Genomic DNA, 24,863 nt, shown 5'->3' on the forward strand with positions numbered 1-24,863 from the left:
TAAAACAGAAAAAGATATTTCTATTTTAGTAAATTATGATATAGTCTAAATAAGCGTGTTTTTCCATAAATGTAATTATTTTCATTGTAGTTTTGTTTATATGAGGGAAGGAGAAGTAATTATGAAGTTTGATGATCAACGCTTACTAGGAGTCCGATTAGGTTCTGTACTTGTGACAGAGGAAAATCAATATTTAGTAATTAAGAAAAAAGATCATTATGCACTGTTAAATATACATAATTTAGAATGCACTCATGTTGAAGTGCAGTTAGAACATTTGGAAGAAATGTTGCGGGAAGATTTCCAAGAAAGTATAACGGAGATTATCGCACCAGAACATATAAAAATTGTTGCGAAAAATGTTATATAGATAAAGAAGCTGGAAGGAACAGCTTCTTTATTTTCATTATAAGGATAACGTTTTTACAACCTCACCAATGATCTCTTCCATTTGATGAACACCTAAATCGGAATTAGTCATAATAACAGCACCATTCCCGCAGTATGGATAACAAACCATCATACATTGAAATCCAACGCCCCATCCGAGTGAATAAACCTGTAATTCTTCATTAGAATTATCTAGAAAAACACCTAATCCAGTCCATTTTGAGCAACCTTGAGGAGAAATCATGTCTATTACTAATTTTTGAGAAAGTTTTAGTTTGCCCTTTCCTTGTAAGGAATGAATGATTTCAATAACTAAAGCTGATAAGTCAGTTGGTGTTGTCCAAATACCTGAAGCAGCTGCGAATGGATAAAATGGATACTTCTCATTTGTTACAGTTCTATCTTTATTATGTCCGCAAGCAAAAACATCGGTTTTATCTATGTCTTTTGGAGAAAAAAGTGTACTATTTTTCATTTGTAATGGCTGGAAGATGTGTTCTTCTAATAACTGACTAAATGATCTTCCTGTAATATCTTCTAGTAGTAGTTCGATTATACAAAAGTTTGCGTCTGAGTAGTGAAATTCACTTTCTGGTTTATAAGTTACCTCTATAGGTACGGGGCAATATAGTGTTTTACCGGAAAGGAGCTCAGACATATTAGGTAAGCCTTTTGCAGGTGTATAATGTTCAAAACTATTAGGTGGATCAATGAGTCCAGATTGATGGCTTAATAAGTTTCTCAAAGTGATGCTTTTTTGTGAAGTAAATAGATTAGTAGGAATGTTCCAAGATGTGAGTTTATCATTTACGTCTTCGTCTAAATGCAAGATTTCTTGATCTGATAACATTAGTACGAGCATTGTAGTGATGAATTTGCTGATAGAACAAGAATTAAAGAGAGAATTTGTAGTAACAGCTCTAGTTGTTCCAGCTTCAAGTGTTCCAAAGGCAGTCGCTTCATCTAGTTTGCCATTACATATAACAGCGAGGCTTAAACCTGCAACGGAATATTGGTTCATTTTCTCGTATATATTGCTACTTTTTAAGTTCATGGTGACTCCTTTCTTTAAAGACAGAGTAGTATTTTTATTATACAGTAGTAAAAAAAAGAAAACACTTCGTCATTCACCAATGAAGTGTTTTCTTTTTTAGTTAGTTTGAAGTGAACTTTTGAAAAAATTTGTCTCGGTACATGTACATAACCCATGAGATTGTTATTAAAGAAATGATGATTTGTTTGTTTTTAATTGGTGCATTGAAAACAAGCCAACCAACTATATCAAATAACAAATGTAGCACGATTGAAAGAACTACAAATTGAAGTAACGTATTTAAAAATCTTTTCATAAAGTGTCCCCCTAAAATAATAGGTTTTATTAACAGTTTGATATAGTGATATTATACATTAAATGTGTATTGTGGTAAAATTTACATAAGTTAGTGGAATAAAGCAAATGAAAGTTAGTAAGGGGGAACATTCATGGAATTCTGGATGGTTATACTGATAGTAGCTGTTGGTTTCATTTATATCGCTGAAAAATTAACTACAATTGAAAAGAAAAATGATGCGCGTTTAAAGAGAATTGAAGATAGATTACAATTAATTACGAAAGAAATGGGAATTATAGAAAGAGAACCTGAAATTAATAAAGAACTACGCCAGCTTGTAGAAGAAGGCAAAAAAATTACAGCAGTTAAGAGAGTAAGAGAAGCTTTTGGTTTTTCCTTACTAGAAGCGAAGCAATATGTTGATAAATTATAAAAAAGATCATCCATTTGGGTGATCTTTTTTACTGCACCATGCGTGTATTTACATAAGCCGCGATTATAAAGTGTCCAATTAGAGTGATAGGAATAACGATTGTGACATTAGGCGTAGTGAAGACACTACCGATTGTCGCAATGACACCAGCAATTAAATTATAAAGACCTACTATTTTTGATAGTTTCACTTTATCAGGCACGCGGCGTTCGTTGAATCCTGATAAGAGCCAAGTGTACTGCTTTACTCCGATGAAATAAGCTAGTGCAAATGAAATGATTGCTACTATAAATAATGTTGGTGAAGCGAAGAGAGTCATTGCAAACACCTCCGTTAATGGGCTATAAATAAATTATAGTCCGAATGTTATAATTTAACAAAATATAATTTTAGTTTTAAGTGTAATAGAAAAATGGAGTATTGGTAATGAGGGGAGATTAAGTATGAATATTGTGGAGTTTCAGAGGTATGTATCAAATTTCAGTAAAGAAAAAGGATTTCAAGATACAACAATTGAAGAGCGTACGATATATACGATGGCGGAATTAGGTGAATTAGCGGAAGTCATATTAAAGCGTGATACAATACAAGATGCGAAAAGAGAAATCGGTTTAGAAATGTTTGATGTAATTTGGAATGTATGTGATTTAGCAAATAAATTAAATATTGATTTAGAGAAGGCGTTTGAAGAAAAAATGAAAATTAATAAAAAGCGCGAATGGTAAGTAGAATTTTAATTTGTAAAGATGGGTGATATGAATGAAAAAGAAGCTTATTATAGGAGGAATCTTTACTTTAATTAGTGTAATAAGTGTTATCGTTTACTTAATTTTTCAAGGCATATTCATTCCGAATCAAATAAGTGCTGATAAGTATGAAATAAAAGGTGTAGATGTCGCATCGTATCAAGGAGATATAGATTGGAGAGAGTTGGAAAAGCAAAATATGAAGTTTGCGTTTATAAAGGCTACTGAAGGAAGCTCGTTTGTAGATAAGTACTTTTCAAAAAATTGGACGAATGCGAATAAGACAGATATGCGCATCGGAGCGTACCATTTTTTTAGTTTCGATAGTAAGGGTGAAACACAAGCAAAGCAATTTATACGAACTGTTCCAAAATATAAACAAGCACTGCCACCCGTGATTGATGTTGAGTTTTACGCTAACAAAAAAGATAATCCGCCTAAGCGTGAAGATGTTACGAAAGAGTTGGCGGTCATGATTGAAATGCTAGAAAAACATTACGATAAGAAAGTAATATTGTATGCAACGCAAGAGGCGTATGATTTATATATAAAGGATGCGTATCCAAAATGTAATATATGGATTCGTAGTGTTCTTACAAAACCGAGTTTATCTGATGAGAGAAAATGGACGTTTTGGCAATACACGAACCGCGGGAGATTAAGCGGTTATAATGGAAAAGAAAAGTATATTGATTTGAATGTATTTTATGGGAATGAGGAAGAGTTTGAGAATTATGGAATGGAAGATTAAGTTTTAAAGCGTACAAAATTTTGTACGCTTTTTTGTTAATTACATAAAAGTATGCAAATGAAGATGGAACAAACATTTGAGATGAATTGTCTAATATAGGTAATTACTATTTAGCTTGAAAGAAAGGGTTGATAACATGAAAAAGAATACGTTGTTAAAAGTAGGATTATGTGTAAGTTTACTAGGAACAACTCAATTTGTTAGCACAATTTCTTCTGCACAAGCATCACAAAAGGTAGAGCAAACAGTAATCAAAAATGAGACGGGAACCATTTCAATATCTCAGTTAAACAAGAATGTATGGGTTCATACGGAGTTAGGTTATTTTAATGGAGAAGCAGTTCCTTCGAACGGTCTAGTTCTTAATACTTCTAAAGGGTTAGTACTTGTTGATTCTTCTTGGGATGATAAATTAACGAAGGAACTAATAGAAATGGTAGAAAAGAAATTTCAGAAGCGCGTAACAGATGTCGTTATTACACATGCGCACGCTGATCGAATTGGCGGAATAAAAACGTTGAAAGAAAGAGGCGTTAAAGCGCATAGTACAGCATTAACCGCAGAACTAGCAAAGAACAGTGGATATGAAGAGCCGCTTGGAGATTTACAAATAATTACGAGTTTGAAGTTTGGCAATACAAAAGTAGAAACGTTCTATCCAGGGAAAGGACATACAGAAGATAATATTGTTATTTGGTTGCCACAATATCAAATTTTAGCTGGAGGCTGTTTAGTAAAATCTGCGGAAGCTAAAGATTTAGGAAATGTTGCGGATGCGTATGTAAATGAATGGTCTACATCGATTGAGAATGTGCTGAAGCGATATGGAAATATAAATTCGGTAGTACCTGGTCATGGAGAAGTAGGAGACAAGGGATTACTTTTACATACATTGGATTTATTAAAATAAGAAATTGTAGAAATACAAAAGAAAGGAGAAATAATTTTCTCCTTTCTTTCTTCTAACTATATTTAAATGCTGAATCTGTCGATTACGTCAGCATATATTACTGAGATTTTAATTCCAAGTATACAAATACTAGTACTGTCATAATTGCAATAACAACGTAAGTAGCATCAAGCATTATAAGTGTTTTTAAAGTTTCAGTCATCGTAATTCACCCCTGTTATAAAAATATAACATGATCTTTTTATTGATTAGATTAGAGATCATAAAGATAAAATGTATATGAAATTTCTTAAGTAGCTTCTATATAAATATATCATATAAATAATGTAAGTAATGTTAAGATAGTGTAAATGTATTGTAAATAAAGAGGTTTACAATGAAGGCTTTAATAAAAAAATGATAGTTCCTTAAAATAAAAAATACGCTATTTTCATATGAGATGAATTGCAATTATTTGTATAAGGGATTCAAAAAAATTTTTTTGTTGTATATATTTCTCCAAATTAATTATTTAGCTATTTAAAAGTATCGAAAGATGTGTGCACACTAATGCATATTTTTTGATGTCAATAAAAATATTATGTCAACAATATGAACTGTCACAAATCTTTATATATTATTGTGATTGATATCACATCACTTTTTTTCAATGGGTATTATGCTTAAGGTGTAATGAGTGATTGGGAGAGGGTGGGATGATATGTTTTGTTATCAATGTGAACAAACGCCAACAGGCGGATGTAAAGTAATGGGTGTTTGTGGCAAGAATGAAACGATTGCGAGTTTACAAGATACGATTGTGTTTGGGCTAAAAGGAATTGCAGCTTATCGCACACATGCTGCTCAGCTAGGGTATACGGATGCATTTGTAGATGCTACAACACAAGAAGCTTTATATATGACATTAACAAATTCTAACTTTAACGAACAAGAGCATATTGATATGGCTATGAAAGTTGGGAAATCAGCTTTACGGGTGATGGAGTTATTGGATGAGGCACATACGAATCATTTTGGTGTGCCAGAGCCTGTACAAATTACACAAAATCGTGTAGAAGGTAAAGCAATTGTAGTTACGGGCCATAATTTATTTGCATTAGAAGAACTATTAAAGCAAACAGAAGGAAAAGACATTAATATTTATACGCATTCTGAAATGCTACCAGCACACGGATACCCGCAGCTGAAAAAATATAAACATTTAAAAGGAAACATCGGTAAGGCATGGTATGATCAAAGACGCCTTTTTGAAAAATTTACTGGTGCCATATTAGCTACAACGAACTGTGTTATGCCAATTAAAGGCTCGTACTCTGATCGATTCTTTTCATATGACATTGCAGGTTTAGAAGGTGTACAAAAAATTGAAAATGATGATTTTACACCATTGATTCAAAAAGCACTAGAACTTCCAGAAGTACATATGGAGTCGGATGAACAGTTAGTGACAGGGTTTCATCATCATACAGTATTATCATTAGCTCCAGAAATTATTGATGCAGTAAAAGAGGGGAAGATAAAGCGTTTCTTTGTTATCGCCGGTTGTGATGCACCGGGAAAAGGCGGAGAATATTATCGTGAATTAGCAACGTCACTTCCGCCAGAAACGGTTATTTTAACAACTTCTTGCGGGAAATTCCGCTTTAATGATGTGGATTACGGTGTTGTACCTGGTACGGAAATTCCGCGTTACATTGATTTAGGACAGTGCAATAATTCAATTTCTACAGTGAAAATAGCGGCTGCTTTAGCTGATGCTTTTCAATGTGAAGTGAATGAATTGCCAGTAAGTATTGTACTATCATGGTTTGAACAAAAAGCGGTTGCCATTTTACTCGGGCTATTTAGTCTTGGGATTCAAGATATTCGCATCGGTCCAAAGGCTCCTGAATTTATTTCACCTGGCGTGCTTGATGTATTACAAGAAACATTTGGTTTAAAACTAATTACAAATGCAGCAGAAGACATGGCTATGATGTTATCGTAACGGAAAAGATGTGTTCACTTAATTGTGGCTTTATAAATCATTTGTATGTGTGTGAGTAAACGCACATACAAATGATTATTAATAAAGAAAATCGCTATATCTATAAAATTTATAGAGCTTTTAAAGTATAACACCACATGCCCATCACCTTAAGATTTTAAGTATCCCCAAAACGAAATTTCTACATGAATATCTATAATTTTACCTCTTTTTCATTTGATTTGAAAATAAGCTTTCTATTTTTAAAAACCAACGATACCACCTCAAATTATAGGAATAAAATCCATTCATTTATTAGGAAAATGGATTGAAAATAATAAGGTAGACTAAAAAGTAAAATATTATTTATGATAATCATTCTTTTATAAAATTTAAATTGGAAATAGCCCTACTCATTTTGATTGCGCATTTTCAAAATGGAGGGGCTTTTTTTACTGTAAAATCAATAACTGCATCTTATTTTTGTTGAAAAAATTCTCATTCTTATTTTGAAAGTGATATGGGTACATTTACATGCCCGTCAATCTTTTATTATGAAGTGGACCTTGAATATATTGTTTTTTATTGACAGACATAAAAATGATTTATTTGCTGTATTGATAATTTATAGACGTTATAATAAAATGTTTATGTATATGTAAACTTAATTTATTTTTGTTTGGTTTTATTGTGAGTTTAGGCAGTGTTGATAACAATGAAATAATGAATATATCACCTGTAAAAAGAATGAAACCAATACGGAGAAGATGATTTCGTTAAAAATTCGAAAAATAAGCGTTATTAGCTCTTGAAGAAAAATGACTAGAAAAATTACAAGCATATGGAAAATAGGGTTATACAAAAAGTCCTAAAGGGGGACGGAATTATGGAGAAAAGAAAGTATTTAGTAACACCACAAGATCGAATGAATTATGTATTAGGTCTTTATTCTGCAGATCAACAAATTAATGCAGTTTTTTATTTTCCTGTAGGTATATCCAAGGAAATACTTGAAGAATCAGTAAGGATAACGTTGCAATTGCAACCAGTTTTGAACAGCCGGTTTGTAGAAAATGATATTCCTTACTGGGAGGAACATTCATCTGACACTAACTCATCTATTTGCTTTTTTGCAGAAGGAAATAATCAAGAACTTGAAATAATGGCAATAGATTTTATTAAGGAACCTGGTGATCGTATTCAGGGGCCTATGGTTCAAACGAAATTATTACGGGGCACTACAATAGATATGTTAGTTGTGAAATTGTCTCATCTATGTTCAGATGGTGCAGGAGTCAAGGAATATATAAAATTGCTTGGAACAATATATACTCACCTTTCATTGGGACGGTCTAAGAAGCAAATTATAAAGGAATTTGATGAGGGAAATGAGAGTTGTCGAGATCAATCACATGTATTCAAATACGCTGGAATATCGGACATAAAAAGTGCGTATCGTCCTAACCAAGAACAACAGGCATCGTTATGGTCTTTTCCATCTCAACCTAACAAAAATAAATTTCCCCAAATGTCCGTACGGCGATTGAGCCATAAGCAAACTCTACGTTTAACCCAATGGACAAAAGCACAACAGGTTACCTTGAATGATGTAATCATGACTGCTTACTTCCGAGTTTTATCACATTTCACTGTGTATGCAGAACCTCGCACTGCAGAAAAAATGATTGGTTTGACAATTGATTTACGTCGATATCTGCCTAATAATACAACTGGTGCTATTTGCAACTTATCCGGTATGGAAATGCCAGTGATTAAAATGGAAGACGATGAAACATTTAAGCAGACTCTTGTTCGAGTTAAACAATCAATGGATAAAATAAAGTCTCAAAATCCAGGTCTTTCTTCAGCAGCAGGAATGGAGTTACTGGCAGAAATGAAGCTATCTACAGTGAAGGAAATGTATAATCAGCAATATGAACAGGCTGTACAGATGGGGATGGCGTTGCCATTACTGACAAATTTGGGAGTGATTGCTGAGGAACCTATTCAGTTTGGTCAAATTCAAGCTGAGGACGGGTATATGGCATCACCTATTATGTATGCACCATTCTTTTCAATGGGAGCAAGCTCTTATAATGGAAGGCTTACATTTACGATCGGTTATCATGCGCCGGATACATCAAAAGAAAAGGTAGAAAAATTTTTAGATAGTGTTGCTAATCAACTATCAGAAATAAAATAAAAGAGAATATAGAGAACAGATTTCTAACAGAATTGTATTTTAGGGGCTCGTATCATGTACGGATAATCTCTGGAAATTTTCTCTGACCGCACTTGCCTTTATGTTTTATATGCAATGGGAATGGTAGTGAGAAACAATTTGTATCGTGAAAAAACAAGATATATCGGTATAAAAACAATAAAACAGAGCTGATTTAAATTACACTTTGAATCAGTTCTGTTTTGCTAGTGTGATGGTCCTTACAATAAAAAAAGTAGGCTGTATCCGGTTAGGGTAAAGCGGATTTTTAATTTTTTTGAAAATAAAGTTGACATCCATAACTACTTAGTCATACAATGTAGATGTAATAAGTGATACTGAATAGTTCGGATTCACAAAAACTGTTCAGTAAAAAATTCGCCTTAGTACTCTGTGATACTGAATATAAGTCAGACAGAATAGGGGGTAAAGGAGGATCAGGACATGGAAAATTTAACTGAAATGCTGAAAGGTTCACTGGAAGGGTGTGTACTGGAAATCATTAGTCGCCGTGAAACGTATGGCTATGAGATTACCCGCCACCTGAATGATCTTGGGTTTACCGAAGTTGTGGAAGGTACGGTGTATACCATCCTCGTACGATTAGAGAAGAAAAAGCTTGTGAATATTGAAAAGAAACCATCAGATATGGGACCGCCTCGTAAGTTTTATTCATTAAATGAAGAAGGCCGCCAGGAGCTTGAATTGTTTTGGGAAAAATGGGATTTTGTATCGTCAAAAATTAACGTCTTGAAGTCAAAATAGGTTCATAAGATAAAATGTTCCGGCCGATACTTTGGAAATTTCTTGTTCGGTTTTATAAAAAAGGAGGAAAATAAGATGTTAGAAATGTTCAAAAAGTTAATTGGTGATAAAAAAGAGTACAAAATGATGATGGCACGAGTTGAGGCTCTGCCAGAGGACTACCAATTTGTATTTAAGAAAATTCAAAACTACATGTGGAATTTTTCAGCGGGTAACGGGATGGATATGTTACACATACAGTATGAATTAATCGATTTGTTCGAAGCGGGTGCAGCGGAAGGAAGACAAGTGCTTGACATTACTGGGGATGACGTGGCTTCTTTTGCTGACGAACTAGTGGCAAATGCTAAAACTTACGTCTCCAAGTATCGTGAAGATTTGAATGAAAGTATTATGAAGAAATTGAGAAAAAAATAAATGGAATAAGTAGTACCGACTGATTAGCTGGTTACACATATGAATTGCCATCATAGCTATTCAGTTATATTTTTAACTCGGTACTAAGTAATACAGAATATCAGTGATACTAAATAGATAGAGGTAAATAAATAGTCTTCGCAAAACATTTTTATAGGGAGGAAAAAAGTATGAGTCATGCAGTGATTTCTGTAAAAGGCTTGAAAAAATCCTTTAAAGACAAGGAAGTTTTAAAAGGGGTAGATTTTGAGGTGCAGCGTGGAGAAATTTTCGCGCTGCTAGGCTCAAATGGAGCGGGAAAGACGACAACGGTCAACATCCTTTCGACACTAATGAAGCAAGATAGCGGTGAAGTAAGTATTTGTGGATTTGATGTACAGAGTCAACCAGATCATGTTCGTCAAAGTATCAGTTTGACAGGGCAGTTTGCAGCTTTAGACGGTATGCTGACTGGGAGGGAAAACTTGATAATGATCGCCAAATTACGTGGTGTTTCCAATCCCGCTCAAGTTGCTGACAATCTACTTGCAAGATTTAGCCTGACTGATGCGGCAAACCAAAGGGCAGATCAGTATTCAGGCGGGATGAAGCGCCGGCTTGATATCGCGATGAGTTTGATTGGGGCGCCAGCAGTTATTTTTCTTGACGAACCAACGACTGGACTTGATCCTGAAGCGCGAATCGAAGTGTGGGATACAGTCAAGGAACTTGCTGGTAGCGGTACAACTATTTTGCTTACGACTCAGTACTTGGAGGAAGCAGAACAACTGGCAGACCGTATCGCTATTTTGCATGGCGGAAAAATTATTACGACAGGTACTCTTGCTGAACTAAAAGAGATGTTCCCGCCAGCAAAAGTGGAGTATATCGAGAAGCAACCGACATTGGAAGAAATATTCCTTTCGATCATTGGCAAAAAGGAGGAGATGTAAATGAAAAGTAAAACAGGTGTATTACTAGGTCGTTTAATGCGTAACATTATGCGCAGTCCGGATACAATTATTACAGTAGCGATTACACCGATTATGATGATGCTATTATTTGTCTACGTGTTTGGCGGCGCAATAAAAACTGGAACGGAAAACTACGTTAATTATTTATTGCCGGGAATTTTGCTAATGGCTATCGCATCCGGTGTAGCTTACACTTCCGTGCGACTCTTTACGGATGTAAAGAGTGGGCTGATGGCACGTTTCATTACGATGCCTATTAAGCGCTCATCGATATTGTGGGCTCACGTTCTAACCTCTCTGGTTGCTAATGTACTTACTATCGTGGTGGTTATTCTTGTTGCACTCTTAATGGGTTTCCGTTCCAGTGCTAATATTCTAGATTGGCTCGCGGTAGCTGGGATACTTGGGATGTTTACGCTGGCGCTAACATGGCTAGCTATCATTCCAGGATTGAAAGCGAGGTCTATGGAAGGGGCGACTGCTTACTCGTACCCGCTAGTTTTTCTTCCATTTATTAGTTCGGCCTTTGTGCCTACCGAAACGATGCCAAAAATTGTTCGTGCGTTTGCAGAGAATCAGCCTGTAACTTCAATCGTGAATGCGATTCGTGCTCTTTTATATGAAGGAACTGTTGGAAACGATATTTGGATTGCGCTCGCTTGGTGCGTAGGTATAATGGTCATCTCTTACTTTTTCGCCAGTAAAGCATTTAAACGTCAGTTAGGGTAAGAAACGTGATAAACGAAACCTTCAGGAATAATATATATTTAGAAAAGCACGGGAGATTTTCCGTGCTTTTATTATTTATCATGCTCTCATTGTAGTAAATGAAATGGTATTTAAAAATAGGATAATTATCCAGTGATAAAGCTTAATATTTGAGGCTCACTGCTTATGGAATGTATAAGCACACTCGTTTTTGTAAATCTGCTAATACTTCATCGGGTATTTCTTTGATTTTAATATCCTTCCCTAGAAAAAGCAGCCAATTTATTATTTCCGTCACTTCATCGGGATTGTTAACATTGATAAAAGTTTTTAAAATGGCTGTAGATTGGTAAGGATTAGTATAAGATATTGAAATTTTTAAAGGATGGTATTTTTTGAACTGGGCAATTGCTTTTGGTCCAAGTTCAAGTACCAAGTTGATTATTTCGTCCTTCTTACTTAGTTTTTCTAAAATCTTTTTCTTATTTAGCCTTTTGTTCGTCGTGTATGGTTCGATATTAATGAGATCATCGACAGGAAACATCATCTTCTTTTCTTTTTTTAAGTCAAACCCTTCAATGATCCAATGGCTTTTTTCTTGATAAAGGTGCAATAGATAAATTGGATAAGACTTGATTTCTTCATCTTCTTTCATAGTAATCAATAAATGGTTATCCAAAAGAAGGATTTGAATGAGTTTTTCTAACATAGGATGGGGGAGATCAGAAAGCTCAAGTAGATCGGGATTATGAGGGTTAGTCCCTTGGAAAAGTAAGAGTTGATTTAAAAGAACGAGATCATCTTGCTGGGTTTCTGAGATGAGTCCTAGTAGTTTTTCGGCTAAAGATTGACGACTCTTTAGGTAGGGAAGTTGTTGATTCCTCGTAGCCATAAAGGCAATAAAAAGAGCTTTCACTTCATTATCAGTAAAGCGAACAACGGGCAGGATAGAGTTGTGCATAACAAAATATCCCCCAGTCCTCCCAACTTCAGTGACAAGTGGCATTCCCATAGCTTCAATTTCTCTAATGTCTCTAATAGCTGTCGACCGTGATATGTTAAATTCTTGTATAATTTCAGAAATTGTAAAGTGAGAGCGGTTGTTGATATACCGCATCATTGTATTAATCCGTTCAACTTTTTTCATTTTAGTCTCCTAAACAGTATCATTTTTTGACATGGTTTAAAGGTATTATAAACGTATCAGATGAAAAGATAAATCGTTTGATTAATAAAAAAAGAGGCAGGTTTTGAACATGAAAAATTATACTATAGAAGAAAAAGATAGCTTTATTGTGTTAGGTATTGGAACTGAAATTAAGAGTGAATACACAGACTTTGCTGGAATAAATAAAGAAAAGGAAGACTTTTGGTCGGCTGTTAAAGAAGATGGAAGGCTGGACACTTTAAAAGCTTTAGCTACAAATGAATACATTTTTTCCGTGAGCGAAGCGGTGAATAACAAAATGATGTATTATGCGGGTGTCATGACAGAAGCACAAATAGAAGAATCTAGAGTGATTCAGTTTCCGAGGGGAGAATACTTAGTAGTGAAAGGGGAAGACAAAACGGCTGAAGAGCTAAGTAATAAGCTTACTGGCATCGCCTTCGGTCAAGCTTTACCAGAAGCAAAGGATTTTGCCTATGTTGGTGGACCGAATACAACGGTTGAGATGGGACAGAGAAATGGCTTAGTATTTGGTGAAATGTGGATTCCGGTTGTTAGGAAGTAAAGTGATAAAAGGTGCGAATATGGAAAGTAGAGGCTAACGATCTTGTATTGTTGGCCTTTTTGAAATGAATATAATATTCATATACTGCTACACAGTATGTTCTGATAAAATGGAATAAAAGGGAATTTTTGTAAGGTGGTGGCAGATTGAATAAAAAAAGATTATTTGAGCTATTCATAGTAACGTTTGTTTTTCTATTCCTTCATGTAAGTACATTTACTAATGAAAAATTTAACGATAAATTGGGATCTTTTACTTACATTGTTTTATTTCTTATGCTTACTATCAACGCTATATTTATAGAAAGGTATTTTGGTGATATACAAAAGTGGATTCGAAATATTACATGTTGCTTTGCTTTATTCGTAGTGGTTTTAGTAGCTCTATGGATAGGTTATTTTTAGTCCTTACCTAAGAGAATGAGAAATATGTGATTACACTACATTCGATAATATTACTTAGTTGCATCGGTTTATATTAATTTTTTCTCTCCCCAATCAGGATAAAATGTACAATAGGAAATTTTATGTAACATAAAGAAGGAAGGTTTATGGTGAGCCTATTTTAATTTATCTTATTTCTCATTCCATTACGTAGGGGCGTATGGCAGGATTTATTTTTTTTATTGAGCATCATGCTTGGATTTGTAATTCATATAAATGAAGCAACTTTAGTATTCACTCAAAAATCCATTGTCTATGAAACAACTAGATTTGTAAACGGCTTTAATAGAAAGATGTCTATTGTATTTTTTGCGGCAAGATTAAATAGCTTTTTTGTTACTTTACAATAAAGTATACTTAATATCAGTAATTCATGTAATTAGGGGTGGTTTCTATATTTAGAGAAAATACAAAAAGGATACTTCTGTCATTAGTAACAAATCCAATACTAATAATTGTATACGGAATTTTTTGTTATGAGTTGGCCTTATACTGTAAGTACGGAAGAATGAATTATAATATTTACATTTTGTTATTATGTATAGTACTTTTTATATCCATAACTACATTTACTACAATGCGGGTGATAAAAAATAGAGAATATGAATCTAAAAAATTAACAAATTCAATAGCATGGAGATCCATTTCTATTATCATTATTGTTGCAATTACATCATTTTATGGGATGCAGATTTATAAAAGTGCAATAAATTACAATGGTAAATTGGCATGGTTTATAGAAAAGTTAAAACATGAAAGGTCAGTTAAACTTAAACATAATAATATATATAAGTCTGGAGTAGAAGGTATTTTTGAAGATATAAATAAAAAATATCCTTTGCCAAAGAAATTGTATATGGCAACTGATTTTGATCTTACATTTCATTCAGATGGAACAATCACAGCGTTTGATACATTTGTTTATGGGAAAAATGATGATGGGAAAGAAGAAACTTATTTAATCTCTTATAATAAGAAGAAGTCAGAAGATATTACTATAATACGAGACGGATACGCAAAGCCTGATTATAATGATGATAAATTAGTAGAACCTTTAATTGAAACGGTTAAGGCGATTCCAGTTAAGCAAACGGTTAGAAAATGGAATGAAAGTAAGTATGGGTTGATTTATTATGGAAAAAGAAATTGGGGATCCAATACAGAGGGAATTATTAATATTACTGAGGATGGTAAGGGACAGAGTCTTAAAAAAGCAGCTTCTGATATCATTGGATATACTGTATCTATATTTGTCCCTGGAAAAGAGCAAGAGCTAGTCCCTGCTAGATATAATTTAATAAGTGACGCAAGTTGGAGTAAATCAAAGACGCCTCCAAAAGAAGATATGCTTAAAGAGAAGAAACAACAAGATTTAAAGAATGAAAAAGAACAGTTTTTCCTATCGAAAGAAGTTGGTTATAAACTAAATATGACAGATAAAGCATTAGGGAGCGCCTTTTATTCATTAAGCAAGACTAGTGATGAAGGGAAAACATGGGAGGTTATCAATCCAGACCCATTTAATGGGGGGATTGGTAGTGTATCAGGAATCACTTTTATAAATGATAAACTTGGGTTTTTAGGAGCAATTAGGCCTTCTGGTAATGAAGGAGAGTTATATCGCACAGATGATGGGGGAGTATCTTTTAAAAAGGTAGAATATCCGCCGCATCAAGTGAAATTAGATCATACACAGTCCACAATAAGTCCTTTTGATTCACCTAGTATGCCATATGAGAAAGATGGGGTTTTTAATATGTTAGTTGGACAAGGGGCAGATGGAGACTACAATGGCGATAGTAGTGCACTTTATCAATCAAAAGATAACGGAGAGACATGGGAATTTGTAGAAGAAGTGAAAAAGAAATAATCAGAATTTTTTTGAAAAATAAGGTAACTACTTAGCTATACATTTTATTTAGAAGTTTGGTAAGGGGTATAATTCCAGCCATGAAGATAAAAATGGACCTATACCTCGCTGCCTTTCTTTGTTTTATTTCTTATGATGGCAAGTGTTTTAACGGGGCTTGCTGTACGTCTTGCTTTTGAACGTCGACAGTAAGAGCTTCTTTACCGTCAGTTTCTATAATATAACCTAATAAATATTAATATAATTTATGTATAGTAGATATTTACCTTATAAAATAAGGGGGGAATATTATGACTGAGACAAACGAATCTTCAGGAGTTAATTTGAAAAAAGATGTGAAGTTTTCTATTATAATTCCTGCGCATAATGAAGAAAAGTACATTAGAAAATGTTTAGATTCAATTGCAAAGGCATCAGAGGCATATAAAGAGCAAACGGAAGTTATAGTTGTTTTAAATCGTTGTACAGATAAAACAGAGGAAATAGCAAAATCTTATAATTGTATTACATTGAAAAATAACGATAAAAACTTATCTAAAATTCGAAATGCAGGGGCTAAAATAGCTAGTGGAGAAATAATCGTTACTATAGACGCTGATACCATAATGACAGAGTCTATGTTGTTTAATGTGGATAAATATTTAGCTTCAGGTACATACATTGGTGGTGGGGTGAATGGTAAGTTTGAAAGAATATCTTTAGGAATATTTCTCTCCGCAATGTTAATCATAATCCCCTTACTTTTTAAGTACGGAGCTATATCTGTAGGGATTTTTTGGTGCTATAGAAAAGACTTTATGGCAATCAACGGATTTAATGAAAACATGCTTATGGCAGAAGATGCAGATTTCGCTAAACGTTTAAAAGAGTGGGGAAAGAAAAATAATAAGAAATTCGGTACTATTAAAAATGGAATGATAACTTCATGCAGAAGATTTGATACATATGGAGACTGGACTTTACTTAAAAATCCAAAAGTAATTTTAGCTTATCTAAAAGGAAATGATAGAAAATACGCAGATAAGACATATTATGATAACCAAGAAAGATAAAAATGGAGAAAAGCGGCAGAGGATAGCTAGTACTTTTTTAGATATAATGAGAATCCAACTTAATTTAATAGATATTATAAGAAAACCACCAATTTGATTATCCTTTTTCAAATTGGTGGTTTTTATTTTTGAAATAAATATGTATTTTTTTATAAAAATATTTTTTGACCCCCATAAAACTATGTATTCCTCCGAATATGTATAGTGAAGAAAATAAATAGAAGAAAAATGACTATGAAAGAATATAGAAGCATTAATAAAATTACTAGATTAGGTGGGCATCCGAAATAAAAGGATGAAATTACCAATGGTATAGAGGAGAGTTATTCAAGGATTGCAGATAAAATAGAAAAAGAATAAGCAAAACGAACGGTAGAAAATAAGAAAGTAGATAAAAATACAAACCTAACTGTAGTGCCGAGAGAAAAGGAAAATCATTAAGAAAACGTTGGAAAAAGTTAGGCTTGAAAAATATAACTAACAGCAAGAAAACAAGACCGAAGAAAAGTACCAAGAAAATCTGGTTAAATGGTCACTTTTGTAGTGGCCATTTTGCTATTTGAAGGAGGCTGGGAGATTACAAGTGTTGAGTTTAGTAATGAAGATCTTAAGAAAACCGAAAATAGAAGATATCGTATGTAACATACAAAACAACGAAGAAGATAAAGAAGCGTTTATCGTACAGTATCAGCCTTTTATTAGAAAATCAATCTCATCTGTCTGCCGCCGGTATATTACAGAACAGGATGATGAATATAGCATTGGATTGTTTGCGTTTAACGAAGCAATTGAACAGTATTCCTATACAAAAGGAAAATCCTTTTTAGCGTTTGCTGATCTTCTTATAAAAAGAGATGTAATTGACTATATACGTAAGGAGTCTAAACATAACTTTGTCTTTTTAAAAGAAGATGAGCAAGAGGAAATGTTAGAAATGCAAGTGTCGCTTACAGAGTATATGAAAGAGATGGAAAATAGTAACCGTAAGGAGGAAATTCTTCATTTTCAAAGTGTGCTAGCTGAGTTTAAAATCACATTCTCAGAGCTTGCTAAAGAATCTCCTAAGCATCGTGATACGCGTGAGCACTTAATAGAAATTGTAAAAATTATTATAAAAGAAGAGGAAATGATGGAAGAGCTGTTCCGAAAGAAAAAGTTACCGCTTAAACATATTGAACCGCGTGTTAGGGTAAGTCGTAAAACGTTGGAACGACATAGAAAATACATTATTGCAATGTGTATTATTTTTGCAAACAACTATACATATATTCTGGATTACATAAGAGGGGAAAAGCATGATGAATAAAGGAATTGTGATGGATATAAAAAAGCATAGCGTAGTTGTTTTAACACCAAATGGAGAGTTTATTACGTGTAAAAGAAAAGGGGATTCTTGCATGATTGGGGAGGAAATCTCATTTGATGAGCAAGAACAAAAAGCATCGCATTTTTCGATCCCTTCCTTTTTAAAACCTGCATTAATACTTGTTGCTTGTTTTCTATTTGCAGTGCTGTTTTTCTACAACCAACCAGAAGAAAAAGTATTTGCTTACGTCTCAGTTGATATAAATCCAAGTTTAGAGGTGAGCGTAACGAAGGATTTTCGTGTTATAGATTTACAGGCTTGTAATGATGATGGAAGGCGTATTTTAAAAGAATTGAAGCAATGGGAAAATAAACAATTACAAGAAGTAATACGTACTATTATAAAGCAAAGTCAAGAGGATAAGTATTTAACGAATGATAAGCAAGTTATGCTAACAGCAGTTGCAAAGGACAAGGCGCTAGAACCACAGTTAGAAAAGGCAATGAAAGAATTGAAGAAAGAATATGAGTTAAAACATATTACAGTTGAATATCAAAGTAGCACGATGCAAGTACGAGAGAATGCTAGAAAAGCTGGAATTGGCACAGGTGTCTATATAAAGCAAGAGAATGAGAAAAACAAATCGCTTACTCCTCCTGCCACGCCGCCTAATCCGGTGGAAAATGAAGAAGAGGTGCAATCACAGCCGGAGTCATCTCCTGATGCATCAATGGATTTATCTCCTGTAAAAGAAAAAAAATATGAAAAGCAAGAGCAGAAAGAACAAAAGAAAACAGAGGGACAGCCATCGAAGCAAATAAAAGAAAACAATGGAAGAGGATCTCAGCAAGAAAATAGAGGGAATCAACAGGAGAATAACAGTAGAGAATCTCAACAAGGAAATAATGGGAATCAGCAAGGGAACAACGGAAGAGAATCACAACAAGGAAATAATGGAAATGGGCAAGGGAACAACGGAAGAGGATCACAACAAGGGAATAATGGAAATGGGCAAGGGAACAACGGAAGAGGATCACAACAAGGGAATAATGGAAATGGTCAAGGGAACAACGGAAGAGGATCACAACAGGGAAATAATGGGAACGAGCAAGGTAACAACGGAAGAGGGTCTCAACAAGGGAATAATGGGAATCAGCAAGAGAACAATGGAAGAGATCCTCAACAAGGAAATAATGGGAATCAGCAAGGGAACAATGGAAGAGGATCCCAGAAAGAAAATGGTGGAAACGAGCAAGGGAATAATGGTAGGGGGTCTCAACAAGAAAATAGAGGCCACCAGCAAGGGAATGAAAAGAAGAATCAATAGAATATGGAAGTGAGAGATTCATTTCAAAGCTAAAAGGATTTCTCTCGCTATTGTGGGCAGTAAAACTCCCATCTCAAAATTTGGCTGGAGCAAAGAAGTTAGGTGGGAGTTGGGCTGCTTGTAAATGCCCAATTGGTGAGGGCTGATTAGAGTTGCACTTTATTATTTTATAGTTCTATTAAGAAGGAGTATGTGAAAAATATAATGGAGAAAAACATTCAACAAGAGAAAGATAAAGAAAAACCTGTTTTTTATGATCCGAAAGGAAGGAGAAACATAGCCTTTATTTGGTTTCTATGTATCTCAATAGTTAGTGTAGGTGTTGTATTTTATTTTTTCTTTCAAAGTATTTTTTCAACACCAGAAATTCCAAATATGAATACCGCTGTACAACAAGATACTAAACTTGTACCAATTAATCAAAAACTTAGTGATCAGCAGTTAAAGAAGGAAGAATTTAAACCAAATACCGAAACGAAGGATAATAAAAATTTGGTGAATCCGCCGAAGGATAGTAAACAACCTAAAGAAGTGTATGGTTTTTATGTAAACTGGGATGAAAATAGTACCGCTTCTTTAAAAGAAAATATCGATTCCTTAACTACGTTAGTACCAGAGTGGTATCATTTAAAAGCAGATTTAACGATTAGAAGTGAGATCAAACCTGAGATAGTAAAGTTGGCAGAAAAAAATCAAGTGAAGATTATGCCTTTGCTTACTAACTATACTGAGGAAGCTTTTGGTCCTGATAGTGGGCTAATTCATAAGTTACTGAATTCCTCAAATGATGTAAAGACAAAGTTTATTAATGATTTAGTAAGCCAAGTTAAAAAGAATCATTTTTCAGGAATTAATATTGACTTTGAGGCCGTACCTGAAAGTGATAGAGAAAACTTAACAAATTTTATGAAAGAACTTACTACGGAATTTCATCAACATGATTTGCTCGTTACACAAGATGTTCCAGCTAATGATAAGGCTTTTGATTATAGTGCGTTAGCAAAAATAATAGATCGAATGATTGTAATGATGTACGATGAGCACTATGGAGCCGGGGAACCAGGACCAATTGCTTCAAATAAGTGGTTCCAACATACATTGAAAGAACTGAATATTCCGTCTAATAAGCTTGTAGTTGCTTTCGGTAACTATGGATATGATTGGCAAGTAAATAGTAAAGAAGCTGCTAAGTCTTTAACTTTCTCAGAAGTTATGGCAATGGCTCATGATTCAAATATGAAAATTCAATGGGATAAAATGAGTGGAAACCCTTATTTTAGGTATAAAACAGAAGGGAAAGAACATACTGCTTGGTTCTTAGACGGTGTAACTCTTTATAATCAAGTGAAAATCGCAATGGACAATAATGCAAAGGGATTTGCGTTATGGAGACTAGGAGCAGAAGACCCTACAATATGGAAAGTTTTAAAAAATCCGATTGAGGCACAAAAAAATCCTAATGTATTACATAAAATCAATAGTTTAGATGAAGTAAATTATTCTGGACAAGGTGAAATTTTACAGATTGAGAATGAAAGAAAAAATGGATTGAGAGATTTTAAAGTAGGCAAAGATGGTTACCTTACAGATGAAGTATATCAATCCTTACCATCTGCATATGAAGTGCAACGATATGGAAAACCAAATGGGAAACAAGTAGTATTAACATTTGATGATGGACCAGACCCGAAATATACGCCAGAAATTTTAGATATATTAAAAGAGAATCAAATAAAAGCTGCTTTTTTTGTACTTGGTGAAAACGCACAACTAAATACTAGTATTGTAAAAAGAATATACGATGAAGGGCATGAAATTGGCAATCATACTTTCAAGCATCCTAACATAGCTGATACGTCTTTACTACGAACGAAAGTAGAACTTAATACGACGCAACGTTTAATTCAGGAAGTAACTGGACATTCTACGGTTTTATTTAGACCGCCATATGAAGCGGATGCTAACCCAGATTCATCAAATGAAATATTGCCTATTTTACGTGCACAAAATATGAACTATACAATGGTAGCGGAAAAAGTTGATCCCGAAGACTGGGCAACACCATCAACAAATGAATTAGTAAAGCGTGCTCTTAATCCCATTTATAAGGGAGAGGGAAATATTATTCTTCTCCATGATGCGGGAGGGAATCGTACACATACAGTAGAGGCGCTCCCAATCATTATTAAAGACCTAAAAAAGCATGGATATAGTTTTGTAACAATTTCAGATTTAATGAATAAAGAACGAGATGAAATTATGCCTCCTGTTTCTTCTGAGGGGAAGCAATATTTACTTTACAATAAAGCTGTCTTTTCAGGAGCTGGATATTTTAAGCATATATTAACTACTATTTTTTATATTGCTATTGGATTAGGGATTTTTCGATTTTTATTCTTAATTTATTTTGCATGGAAGCAGAAAAGAAAAACGTTATCTCGCTATATTAATTCGTCTTATCAACCTTTTGTTAGTGTTGTCATAGCGGCATATAATGAAGAAAAGGTGATAGCCAAGACGATTCACTCAATTTTGAATAGTAATTATAGAGAATTTGAAGTTATTGTTGTGGATGACGGATCGACAGATGGTACGTCAAAAGTAATGAAAGAAACATTTTATAAACACCCTAAAGTTCGTTTCATTCAGAAAGAAAATGGCGGGAAATCATCGGCAATGAACCTAGGGTTTCAACAATCGCGAGGAGAAATCATTGTCACTTTAGATGCGGATACTATTATTGCGCAAGACGCTATTTCTTTAATGGTTAGACACTTTGAAGATCAGAATGTAGCTGCAGTTTCAGGTAATGTCAAAGTGGGGAATAGACGGAATTTGTTAACTACTTGGCAACATGTTGAGTATATTACAGGGTTTAATTTAGAACGTAGAGCTTTTGATGAGTTAAATTGTATTACAGTCGTTCCAGGAGCTATTGGGGCGTGGCGCAAGAAGAATGTAGTTGAATCTGGATATTTAAGCGAAGATACATTAGCAGAAGATACCGATCTTACTATTACATTTTTACGTCAAGGGCATAGAATTGTATATGAAGAAAAAGCGCATGCTTTTACGGAATCACCTGAGGATGTGAAAAGTCTCATTAAACAGCGATATCGTTGGTCATATGGTACACTTCAATGTCTTTGGAAACATCGAAAAGCGTTGTGTAATTCAAAACATAAAACGTTAGGGTTTATTGCACTGCCTAACATGTGGTTATTCCAATATGTTCTGCAATTCATTGCTCCTTTTGCAGATATATTAATGATTATAGGACTATTTAGTAGTAATCCGCTAAAAGTTTTAGGATTTTATTTTGTATTCTTTTTAATGGATCTTTTCGCTTCTCTGTTCGCATTTAAATTAGAGGAAGAAAATCCGAAACCATTAGTATGGTTAATTTTACAACGTTTTATTTATCGTCAATTTATGACTTATGTTGTCATTAAATCTATATTCTCATCGCTTCGAGGAGTAGCGGTAGGGTGGAATAAGCTAAAGAGACTGGGGAGTGTTAAACATTCCACGGAACATAAGGAGGCATCATAAAAGAGCGGACTATCTGCTCTTTTTTTCATTAGTTTTAGTTAGTTGAATGTAGAGTTGTAGCATAAAAACTGCTCCTTCTATAACGAGATTCCTATTCATTATGAATAGTGAGACAGTATGTTAAGCTAATCCTTTAGTTTCGGATTAAAGTTTTTTTATATTTTTTTAAAATGACGGACACAAAAACGCATATACCTTCGAATTATATATATGGATAACATAAATATGTATATAAAAGGGGAGAAATAAGATGAAAGAAAAAAAAGAAATGTTTCAAGAAATCGCTGAGGTGTTAAAGGTATTGGCGCATCCAGTTCGTCTATCTTTAGTAAAAATAATGCTTGCAAAAGGTCCTACTAATGTAACAACAATGTATGGGGATTTACAAATGCCTCAAAGTACAATTAGTCAACATTTATCTAAACTAAAAGCTGCTAAAATGGTTACAGGTACTCGGAAAGGATTAGAAATTTATTATGAGGTAACTGACAATCGTACAAAATCAATATTAGCATGTTTAGTTTAAATAATGACTTCTATTTCAAAATAAAAAACGCTATTCTTTTCTATGATTTTACAGAGAGAATAGCGTTTTTTATTTTTAAGGAGTATCTTTTTATATGCCTATAGAATGGAGTGGAAGGTTTATGGGTTTAAATGTACCTACTATTACCTTAGGTTCTAATGCATCTAATAATGAAAAAATTCTCGGTTTAGGGGTGCTTCTTTATAGCTTACGTACAATTGAGATTAGAAAAAGTAGAGCGAGCGCTTAACGAGGCGGAAGTAGTGTTTATATGCGAAATTTTATAGAAATCTCATTTTTCTAATTGTATCTTTTTAGATTGATGGATGTGGGGTCACGTCCATCAATCTAAGAAAACAAGTTAGCTAAAAAATGATGAAAATAAACTTTATAGAAATAAAAAATATGAACGTTGAGGATTAAACAAAGTATATAGTGCTTTTTTAGTCATGTAATCTTTTAATCTGATGATCTTTTCCCCATTCAAACAGATCATTCATTATTTGCATTAAAGATTTTCCGTATTCACTTATGGTGTACTCAACCTTTGGTGGTACTTCTTGATATACGGTACGATAGATAATCCCATCAGCTTCAAGTTGCCGAAGTTGTTGTGTAAGAACCTTTTGTGTAATGTTTGGGATTTCTCGTTTAATTTCATTTGTTCGCATTTTTCCATCCGACAAAATACATAAAATATGAACTTTCCATTTTCCACCGATTACATCGAGTGTTGTTGCAATTGGGCAATTATCATTTTGATTCATATAACACCTCCAAAGGTACTTCAAGGTTCCTATAGTACCTGAAAGTACGTACTTTTCAATTATATGTAACTCATTCATACTAATACGTAAAGGATTGATTAATTTATAAAGGGGCTGGAAAATGATGAGAACACTTGTAATTGTAGCACACCCTCATATTGAAAAATCAAAAATTAATAAAAGATGGATAGAAGAACTTGAGAAACATTCAGATGAAATTACGGTGCATGAATTATATAAGGTGGCACCTAATTGGGAGTTTAATATTGAAGAAGAGCAAAAGTTATTAGTAGAACATGACAGATATATATTTCAATTTCCGCTTTACTGGTACAGCACACCACCATTATTAAAAAAATGGTTCGATGATGTATTAACATATGGATTTGCGTACGGATCACAAGGAGATAAAGTGAAGGGGAAAGAATTTGGTGTAGCTATTTCTATAGGTGGATTAGAAAAAGACTATGAAAATAGTGGGATTACAATGGATGAGTTGACGAAACCATTCCAAGCTACATGCCTATATACAGGTATGGAATTTATACCTTCCTTTTATTTATATGGTGCAGAATATAAACTAAGTGATGAAGAGATTGATAAAAGTGCACCTGAGTATGTGCAATATGTAATGAACAAGAAGTATTCTAATATATAATGAAAAATAGCCATTTACTTGTGAAGTAAATGGCTATT

General features: G+C 33.9%; 26 protein-coding genes. 21 read left to right on the forward strand and 5 right to left on the reverse strand.

Annotated elements, in window-relative coordinates; translation table 11 throughout:
- Nucleotides 1-121: 121 nt before the first annotated feature.
- Nucleotides 122-370, forward strand: a complete 249-nt coding sequence (locus ACTFSL_RS10850) for a hypothetical protein (RefSeq protein WP_000666948.1) — start codon at nucleotides 122-124, stop codon at nucleotides 368-370.
- 36 nt (nucleotides 371-406) lie between these two features.
- Here ACTFSL_RS10850 and ACTFSL_RS10855 read toward each other — a convergent pair whose 3' ends face one another.
- On the reverse strand, nucleotides 407-1,444 hold the full coding sequence (locus ACTFSL_RS10855; protein WP_440041713.1) for a serine hydrolase domain-containing protein: 1,038 nt from the start codon (nucleotides 1,442-1,444) through the stop codon (nucleotides 407-409).
- A 100-nt stretch (nucleotides 1,445-1,544) separates the two neighbouring features.
- The gene (locus ACTFSL_RS10860; RefSeq protein WP_000819660.1) at nucleotides 1,545-1,739 is read right to left on the reverse strand and encodes a hypothetical protein; all 195 of its coding nucleotides are present in this window, start codon (nucleotides 1,737-1,739) and stop codon (nucleotides 1,545-1,547) included.
- A 133-nt stretch (nucleotides 1,740-1,872) separates the two neighbouring features.
- On the opposite strand from ACTFSL_RS10860, the gene ACTFSL_RS10865 reads away from it, so the two are divergent.
- Nucleotides 1,873-2,154, forward strand: a complete 282-nt coding sequence (locus tag ACTFSL_RS10865; RefSeq protein ID WP_000397724.1) for a hypothetical protein — start codon at nucleotides 1,873-1,875, stop codon at nucleotides 2,152-2,154.
- Nucleotides 2,155-2,182: 28 nt separating this feature from the next.
- Here ACTFSL_RS10865 and ACTFSL_RS10870 read toward each other — a convergent pair whose 3' ends face one another.
- On the reverse strand, nucleotides 2,183-2,473 hold the full coding sequence (locus tag ACTFSL_RS10870; RefSeq protein WP_000171773.1) for a DUF3784 domain-containing protein: 291 nt from the start codon (nucleotides 2,471-2,473) through the stop codon (nucleotides 2,183-2,185).
- Between the two features lie 124 nt (nucleotides 2,474-2,597).
- Between ACTFSL_RS10870 and ACTFSL_RS10875 the strand changes: the two genes are divergently transcribed.
- From ACTFSL_RS10875 to ACTFSL_RS10915, 9 genes are all read left to right on the forward strand, one after another.
- Nucleotides 2,598-2,879 (forward strand): MazG nucleotide pyrophosphohydrolase domain-containing protein, encoded by a 282-nt coding sequence (locus tag ACTFSL_RS10875; RefSeq protein ID WP_071731223.1) that lies wholly within the window; start codon nucleotides 2,598-2,600, stop codon nucleotides 2,877-2,879.
- A 34-nt stretch (nucleotides 2,880-2,913) separates the two neighbouring features.
- Nucleotides 2,914-3,651 (forward strand): glycoside hydrolase family 25 protein, encoded by a 738-nt coding sequence (locus ACTFSL_RS10880; RefSeq protein WP_423097050.1) that lies wholly within the window; start codon nucleotides 2,914-2,916, stop codon nucleotides 3,649-3,651.
- 136 nt (nucleotides 3,652-3,787) lie between these two features.
- On the forward strand, nucleotides 3,788-4,561 hold the full coding sequence (bla2, locus tag ACTFSL_RS10885) for a BcII family subclass B1 metallo-beta-lactamase (protein WP_440041714.1): 774 nt from the start codon (nucleotides 3,788-3,790) through the stop codon (nucleotides 4,559-4,561).
- Nucleotides 4,562-5,261: 700 nt separating this feature from the next.
- Nucleotides 5,262-6,548, forward strand: coding sequence for a hydroxylamine reductase (gene hcp, locus ACTFSL_RS10890; protein ID WP_400155233.1), 1,287 nt, complete (start codon nucleotides 5,262-5,264; stop codon nucleotides 6,546-6,548).
- A gap of 865 nt (nucleotides 6,549-7,413) precedes the next feature.
- Complete coding sequence (locus ACTFSL_RS10895) at nucleotides 7,414-8,730, forward strand: condensation domain-containing protein (RefSeq protein ID WP_440041715.1); 1,317 nt, start codon at nucleotides 7,414-7,416, stop codon at nucleotides 8,728-8,730.
- A 462-nt stretch (nucleotides 8,731-9,192) separates the two neighbouring features.
- Nucleotides 9,193-9,513 carry a PadR family transcriptional regulator gene (locus ACTFSL_RS10900; RefSeq protein WP_000429487.1) on the forward strand — a complete coding sequence of 107 codons (321 nt, stop codon included), beginning with the start codon at nucleotides 9,193-9,195 and terminating at the stop codon, nucleotides 9,511-9,513.
- Between the two features lie 75 nt (nucleotides 9,514-9,588).
- Nucleotides 9,589-9,930, forward strand: coding sequence for a DUF1048 domain-containing protein (locus ACTFSL_RS10905; protein WP_000891986.1), 342 nt, complete (start codon nucleotides 9,589-9,591; stop codon nucleotides 9,928-9,930).
- A 170-nt stretch (nucleotides 9,931-10,100) separates the two neighbouring features.
- On the forward strand, nucleotides 10,101-10,862 hold the full coding sequence (locus tag ACTFSL_RS10910; protein ID WP_000017567.1) for an ABC transporter ATP-binding protein: 762 nt from the start codon (nucleotides 10,101-10,103) through the stop codon (nucleotides 10,860-10,862).
- The gene (locus ACTFSL_RS10915; RefSeq protein ID WP_000837816.1) at nucleotides 10,863-11,612 is read left to right on the forward strand and encodes an ABC transporter permease; all 750 of its coding nucleotides are present in this window, start codon (nucleotides 10,863-10,865) and stop codon (nucleotides 11,610-11,612) included. It begins immediately after the preceding gene.
- 163 nt (nucleotides 11,613-11,775) lie between these two features.
- Here the strand turns inward: ACTFSL_RS10915 and ACTFSL_RS10920 are convergent, their stop codons facing one another.
- Complete coding sequence (locus ACTFSL_RS10920; RefSeq protein WP_440041717.1) at nucleotides 11,776-12,738, reverse strand: helix-turn-helix transcriptional regulator; 963 nt, start codon at nucleotides 12,736-12,738, stop codon at nucleotides 11,776-11,778.
- A 109-nt stretch (nucleotides 12,739-12,847) separates the two neighbouring features.
- Between ACTFSL_RS10920 and ACTFSL_RS10925 the strand changes: the two genes are divergently transcribed.
- The 9 genes from ACTFSL_RS10925 to ACTFSL_RS10965 all read left to right on the forward strand — a co-directional run bounded on the left by ACTFSL_RS10925 (nucleotide 12,848) and on the right by ACTFSL_RS10965 (nucleotide 23,650).
- A complete protein-coding gene (locus ACTFSL_RS10925) occupies nucleotides 12,848-13,324 on the forward strand; it encodes a GyrI-like domain-containing protein (RefSeq protein WP_440041718.1) in 477 nt (158 codons plus the stop codon).
- Nucleotides 13,325-13,470: 146 nt separating this feature from the next.
- Nucleotides 13,471-13,728: a DUF3963 domain-containing protein gene (locus ACTFSL_RS10930; protein ID WP_001036214.1), complete on the forward strand. Its 258-nt coding sequence runs from the start codon at nucleotides 13,471-13,473 to the stop codon at nucleotides 13,726-13,728.
- Between the two features lie 424 nt (nucleotides 13,729-14,152).
- Nucleotides 14,153-15,637: a WD40/YVTN/BNR-like repeat-containing protein gene (locus ACTFSL_RS10935; RefSeq protein WP_400155229.1), complete on the forward strand. Its 1,485-nt coding sequence runs from the start codon at nucleotides 14,153-14,155 to the stop codon at nucleotides 15,635-15,637.
- A 290-nt stretch (nucleotides 15,638-15,927) separates the two neighbouring features.
- The gene (locus ACTFSL_RS10940; RefSeq protein WP_086692925.1) at nucleotides 15,928-16,689 is read left to right on the forward strand and encodes a glycosyltransferase; all 762 of its coding nucleotides are present in this window, start codon (nucleotides 15,928-15,930) and stop codon (nucleotides 16,687-16,689) included.
- Nucleotides 16,690-17,272: 583 nt separating this feature from the next.
- Entirely contained in the window at nucleotides 17,273-17,995 is a 723-nt protein-coding gene (gene sigI, locus ACTFSL_RS10945; protein ID WP_002082432.1) for an RNA polymerase sigma factor SigI, read from the forward strand.
- Nucleotides 17,985-19,322, forward strand: coding sequence for an anti-sigma factor domain-containing protein (locus ACTFSL_RS10950; protein WP_431819155.1), 1,338 nt, complete (start codon nucleotides 17,985-17,987; stop codon nucleotides 19,320-19,322). Before sigI ends, ACTFSL_RS10950 begins: the two co-directional genes overlap by 11 nt.
- Before the next feature lie 204 nt (nucleotides 19,323-19,526).
- The gene (locus ACTFSL_RS10955; protein WP_440041727.1) at nucleotides 19,527-22,874 is read left to right on the forward strand and encodes a glycosyltransferase; all 3,348 of its coding nucleotides are present in this window, start codon (nucleotides 19,527-19,529) and stop codon (nucleotides 22,872-22,874) included.
- A 250-nt stretch (nucleotides 22,875-23,124) separates the two neighbouring features.
- The gene (locus ACTFSL_RS10960) at nucleotides 23,125-23,400 is read left to right on the forward strand and encodes an ArsR/SmtB family transcription factor (RefSeq protein WP_000660066.1); all 276 of its coding nucleotides are present in this window, start codon (nucleotides 23,125-23,127) and stop codon (nucleotides 23,398-23,400) included.
- A gap of 94 nt (nucleotides 23,401-23,494) precedes the next feature.
- Nucleotides 23,495-23,650 carry a hypothetical protein gene (locus tag ACTFSL_RS10965; RefSeq protein ID WP_440041720.1) on the forward strand — a complete coding sequence of 52 codons (156 nt, stop codon included), beginning with the start codon at nucleotides 23,495-23,497 and terminating at the stop codon, nucleotides 23,648-23,650.
- 193 nt (nucleotides 23,651-23,843) lie between these two features.
- On the opposite strand, the gene ACTFSL_RS10970 is transcribed toward ACTFSL_RS10965, so the two are convergent.
- Nucleotides 23,844-24,167 (reverse strand): winged helix-turn-helix transcriptional regulator, encoded by a 324-nt coding sequence (locus ACTFSL_RS10970; protein WP_001072980.1) that lies wholly within the window; start codon nucleotides 24,165-24,167, stop codon nucleotides 23,844-23,846.
- A 124-nt stretch (nucleotides 24,168-24,291) separates the two neighbouring features.
- Here ACTFSL_RS10970 and ACTFSL_RS10975 point away from each other — a divergent pair, with 124 nt between their 5' ends.
- Complete coding sequence (locus tag ACTFSL_RS10975; protein ID WP_025921899.1) at nucleotides 24,292-24,825, forward strand: NAD(P)H-dependent oxidoreductase; 534 nt, start codon at nucleotides 24,292-24,294, stop codon at nucleotides 24,823-24,825.
- Nucleotides 24,826-24,863: the final 38 nt, after the last annotated feature.

The organism is Bacillus cereus group sp. MYBK108-1 (assembly GCF_051917185.1).
Taxonomy (GTDB): Bacteria; Bacillota; Bacilli; order Bacillales; family Bacillaceae_G; genus Bacillus_A; species Bacillus_A cereus.

Coding starts and splice junctions, on each gene's coding strand:
- ACTFSL_RS10850 (WP_000666948.1), top strand. CDS start 122: ATGAAGTTTGATGATCAACGCTTACTAGGAGTCCGATTAGGTTCTGTA.
- ACTFSL_RS10855 (WP_440041713.1), bottom strand. CDS start 1,444: ATGAACTTAAAAAGTAGCAATATATACGAGAAAATGAACCAATATTCC.
- ACTFSL_RS10860 (WP_000819660.1), bottom strand. CDS start 1,739: ATGAAAAGATTTTTAAATACGTTACTTCAATTTGTAGTTCTTTCAATC.
- ACTFSL_RS10865 (WP_000397724.1), top strand. CDS start 1,873: ATGGAATTCTGGATGGTTATACTGATAGTAGCTGTTGGTTTCATTTAT.
- ACTFSL_RS10870 (WP_000171773.1), bottom strand. CDS start 2,473: ATGACTCTCTTCGCTTCACCAACATTATTTATAGTAGCAATCATTTCA.
- ACTFSL_RS10875 (WP_071731223.1), top strand. CDS start 2,598: ATGAATATTGTGGAGTTTCAGAGGTATGTATCAAATTTCAGTAAAGAA.
- ACTFSL_RS10880 (WP_423097050.1), top strand. CDS start 2,914: ATGAAAAAGAAGCTTATTATAGGAGGAATCTTTACTTTAATTAGTGTA.
- bla2 (WP_440041714.1), top strand. CDS start 3,788: ATGAAAAAGAATACGTTGTTAAAAGTAGGATTATGTGTAAGTTTACTA.
- hcp (WP_400155233.1), top strand. CDS start 5,262: ATGTTTTGTTATCAATGTGAACAAACGCCAACAGGCGGATGTAAAGTA.
- ACTFSL_RS10895 (WP_440041715.1), top strand. CDS start 7,414: ATGGAGAAAAGAAAGTATTTAGTAACACCACAAGATCGAATGAATTAT.
- ACTFSL_RS10900 (WP_000429487.1), top strand. CDS start 9,193: ATGGAAAATTTAACTGAAATGCTGAAAGGTTCACTGGAAGGGTGTGTA.
- ACTFSL_RS10905 (WP_000891986.1), top strand. CDS start 9,589: ATGTTAGAAATGTTCAAAAAGTTAATTGGTGATAAAAAAGAGTACAAA.
- ACTFSL_RS10910 (WP_000017567.1), top strand. CDS start 10,101: ATGAGTCATGCAGTGATTTCTGTAAAAGGCTTGAAAAAATCCTTTAAA.
- ACTFSL_RS10915 (WP_000837816.1), top strand. CDS start 10,863: ATGAAAAGTAAAACAGGTGTATTACTAGGTCGTTTAATGCGTAACATT.
- ACTFSL_RS10920 (WP_440041717.1), bottom strand. CDS start 12,738: ATGAAAAAAGTTGAACGGATTAATACAATGATGCGGTATATCAACAAC.
- ACTFSL_RS10925 (WP_440041718.1), top strand. CDS start 12,848: ATGAAAAATTATACTATAGAAGAAAAAGATAGCTTTATTGTGTTAGGT.
- ACTFSL_RS10940 (WP_086692925.1), top strand. CDS start 15,928: ATGACTGAGACAAACGAATCTTCAGGAGTTAATTTGAAAAAAGATGTG.
- ACTFSL_RS10950 (WP_431819155.1), top strand. CDS start 17,985: ATGATGAATAAAGGAATTGTGATGGATATAAAAAAGCATAGCGTAGTT.
- ACTFSL_RS10955 (WP_440041727.1), top strand. CDS start 19,527: ATGGAGAAAAACATTCAACAAGAGAAAGATAAAGAAAAACCTGTTTTT.
- ACTFSL_RS10960 (WP_000660066.1), top strand. CDS start 23,125: ATGAAAGAAAAAAAAGAAATGTTTCAAGAAATCGCTGAGGTGTTAAAG.
- ACTFSL_RS10965 (WP_440041720.1), top strand. CDS start 23,495: ATGCCTATAGAATGGAGTGGAAGGTTTATGGGTTTAAATGTACCTACT.
- ACTFSL_RS10970 (WP_001072980.1), bottom strand. CDS start 24,167: ATGAATCAAAATGATAATTGCCCAATTGCAACAACACTCGATGTAATC.
- ACTFSL_RS10975 (WP_025921899.1), top strand. CDS start 24,292: ATGAGAACACTTGTAATTGTAGCACACCCTCATATTGAAAAATCAAAA.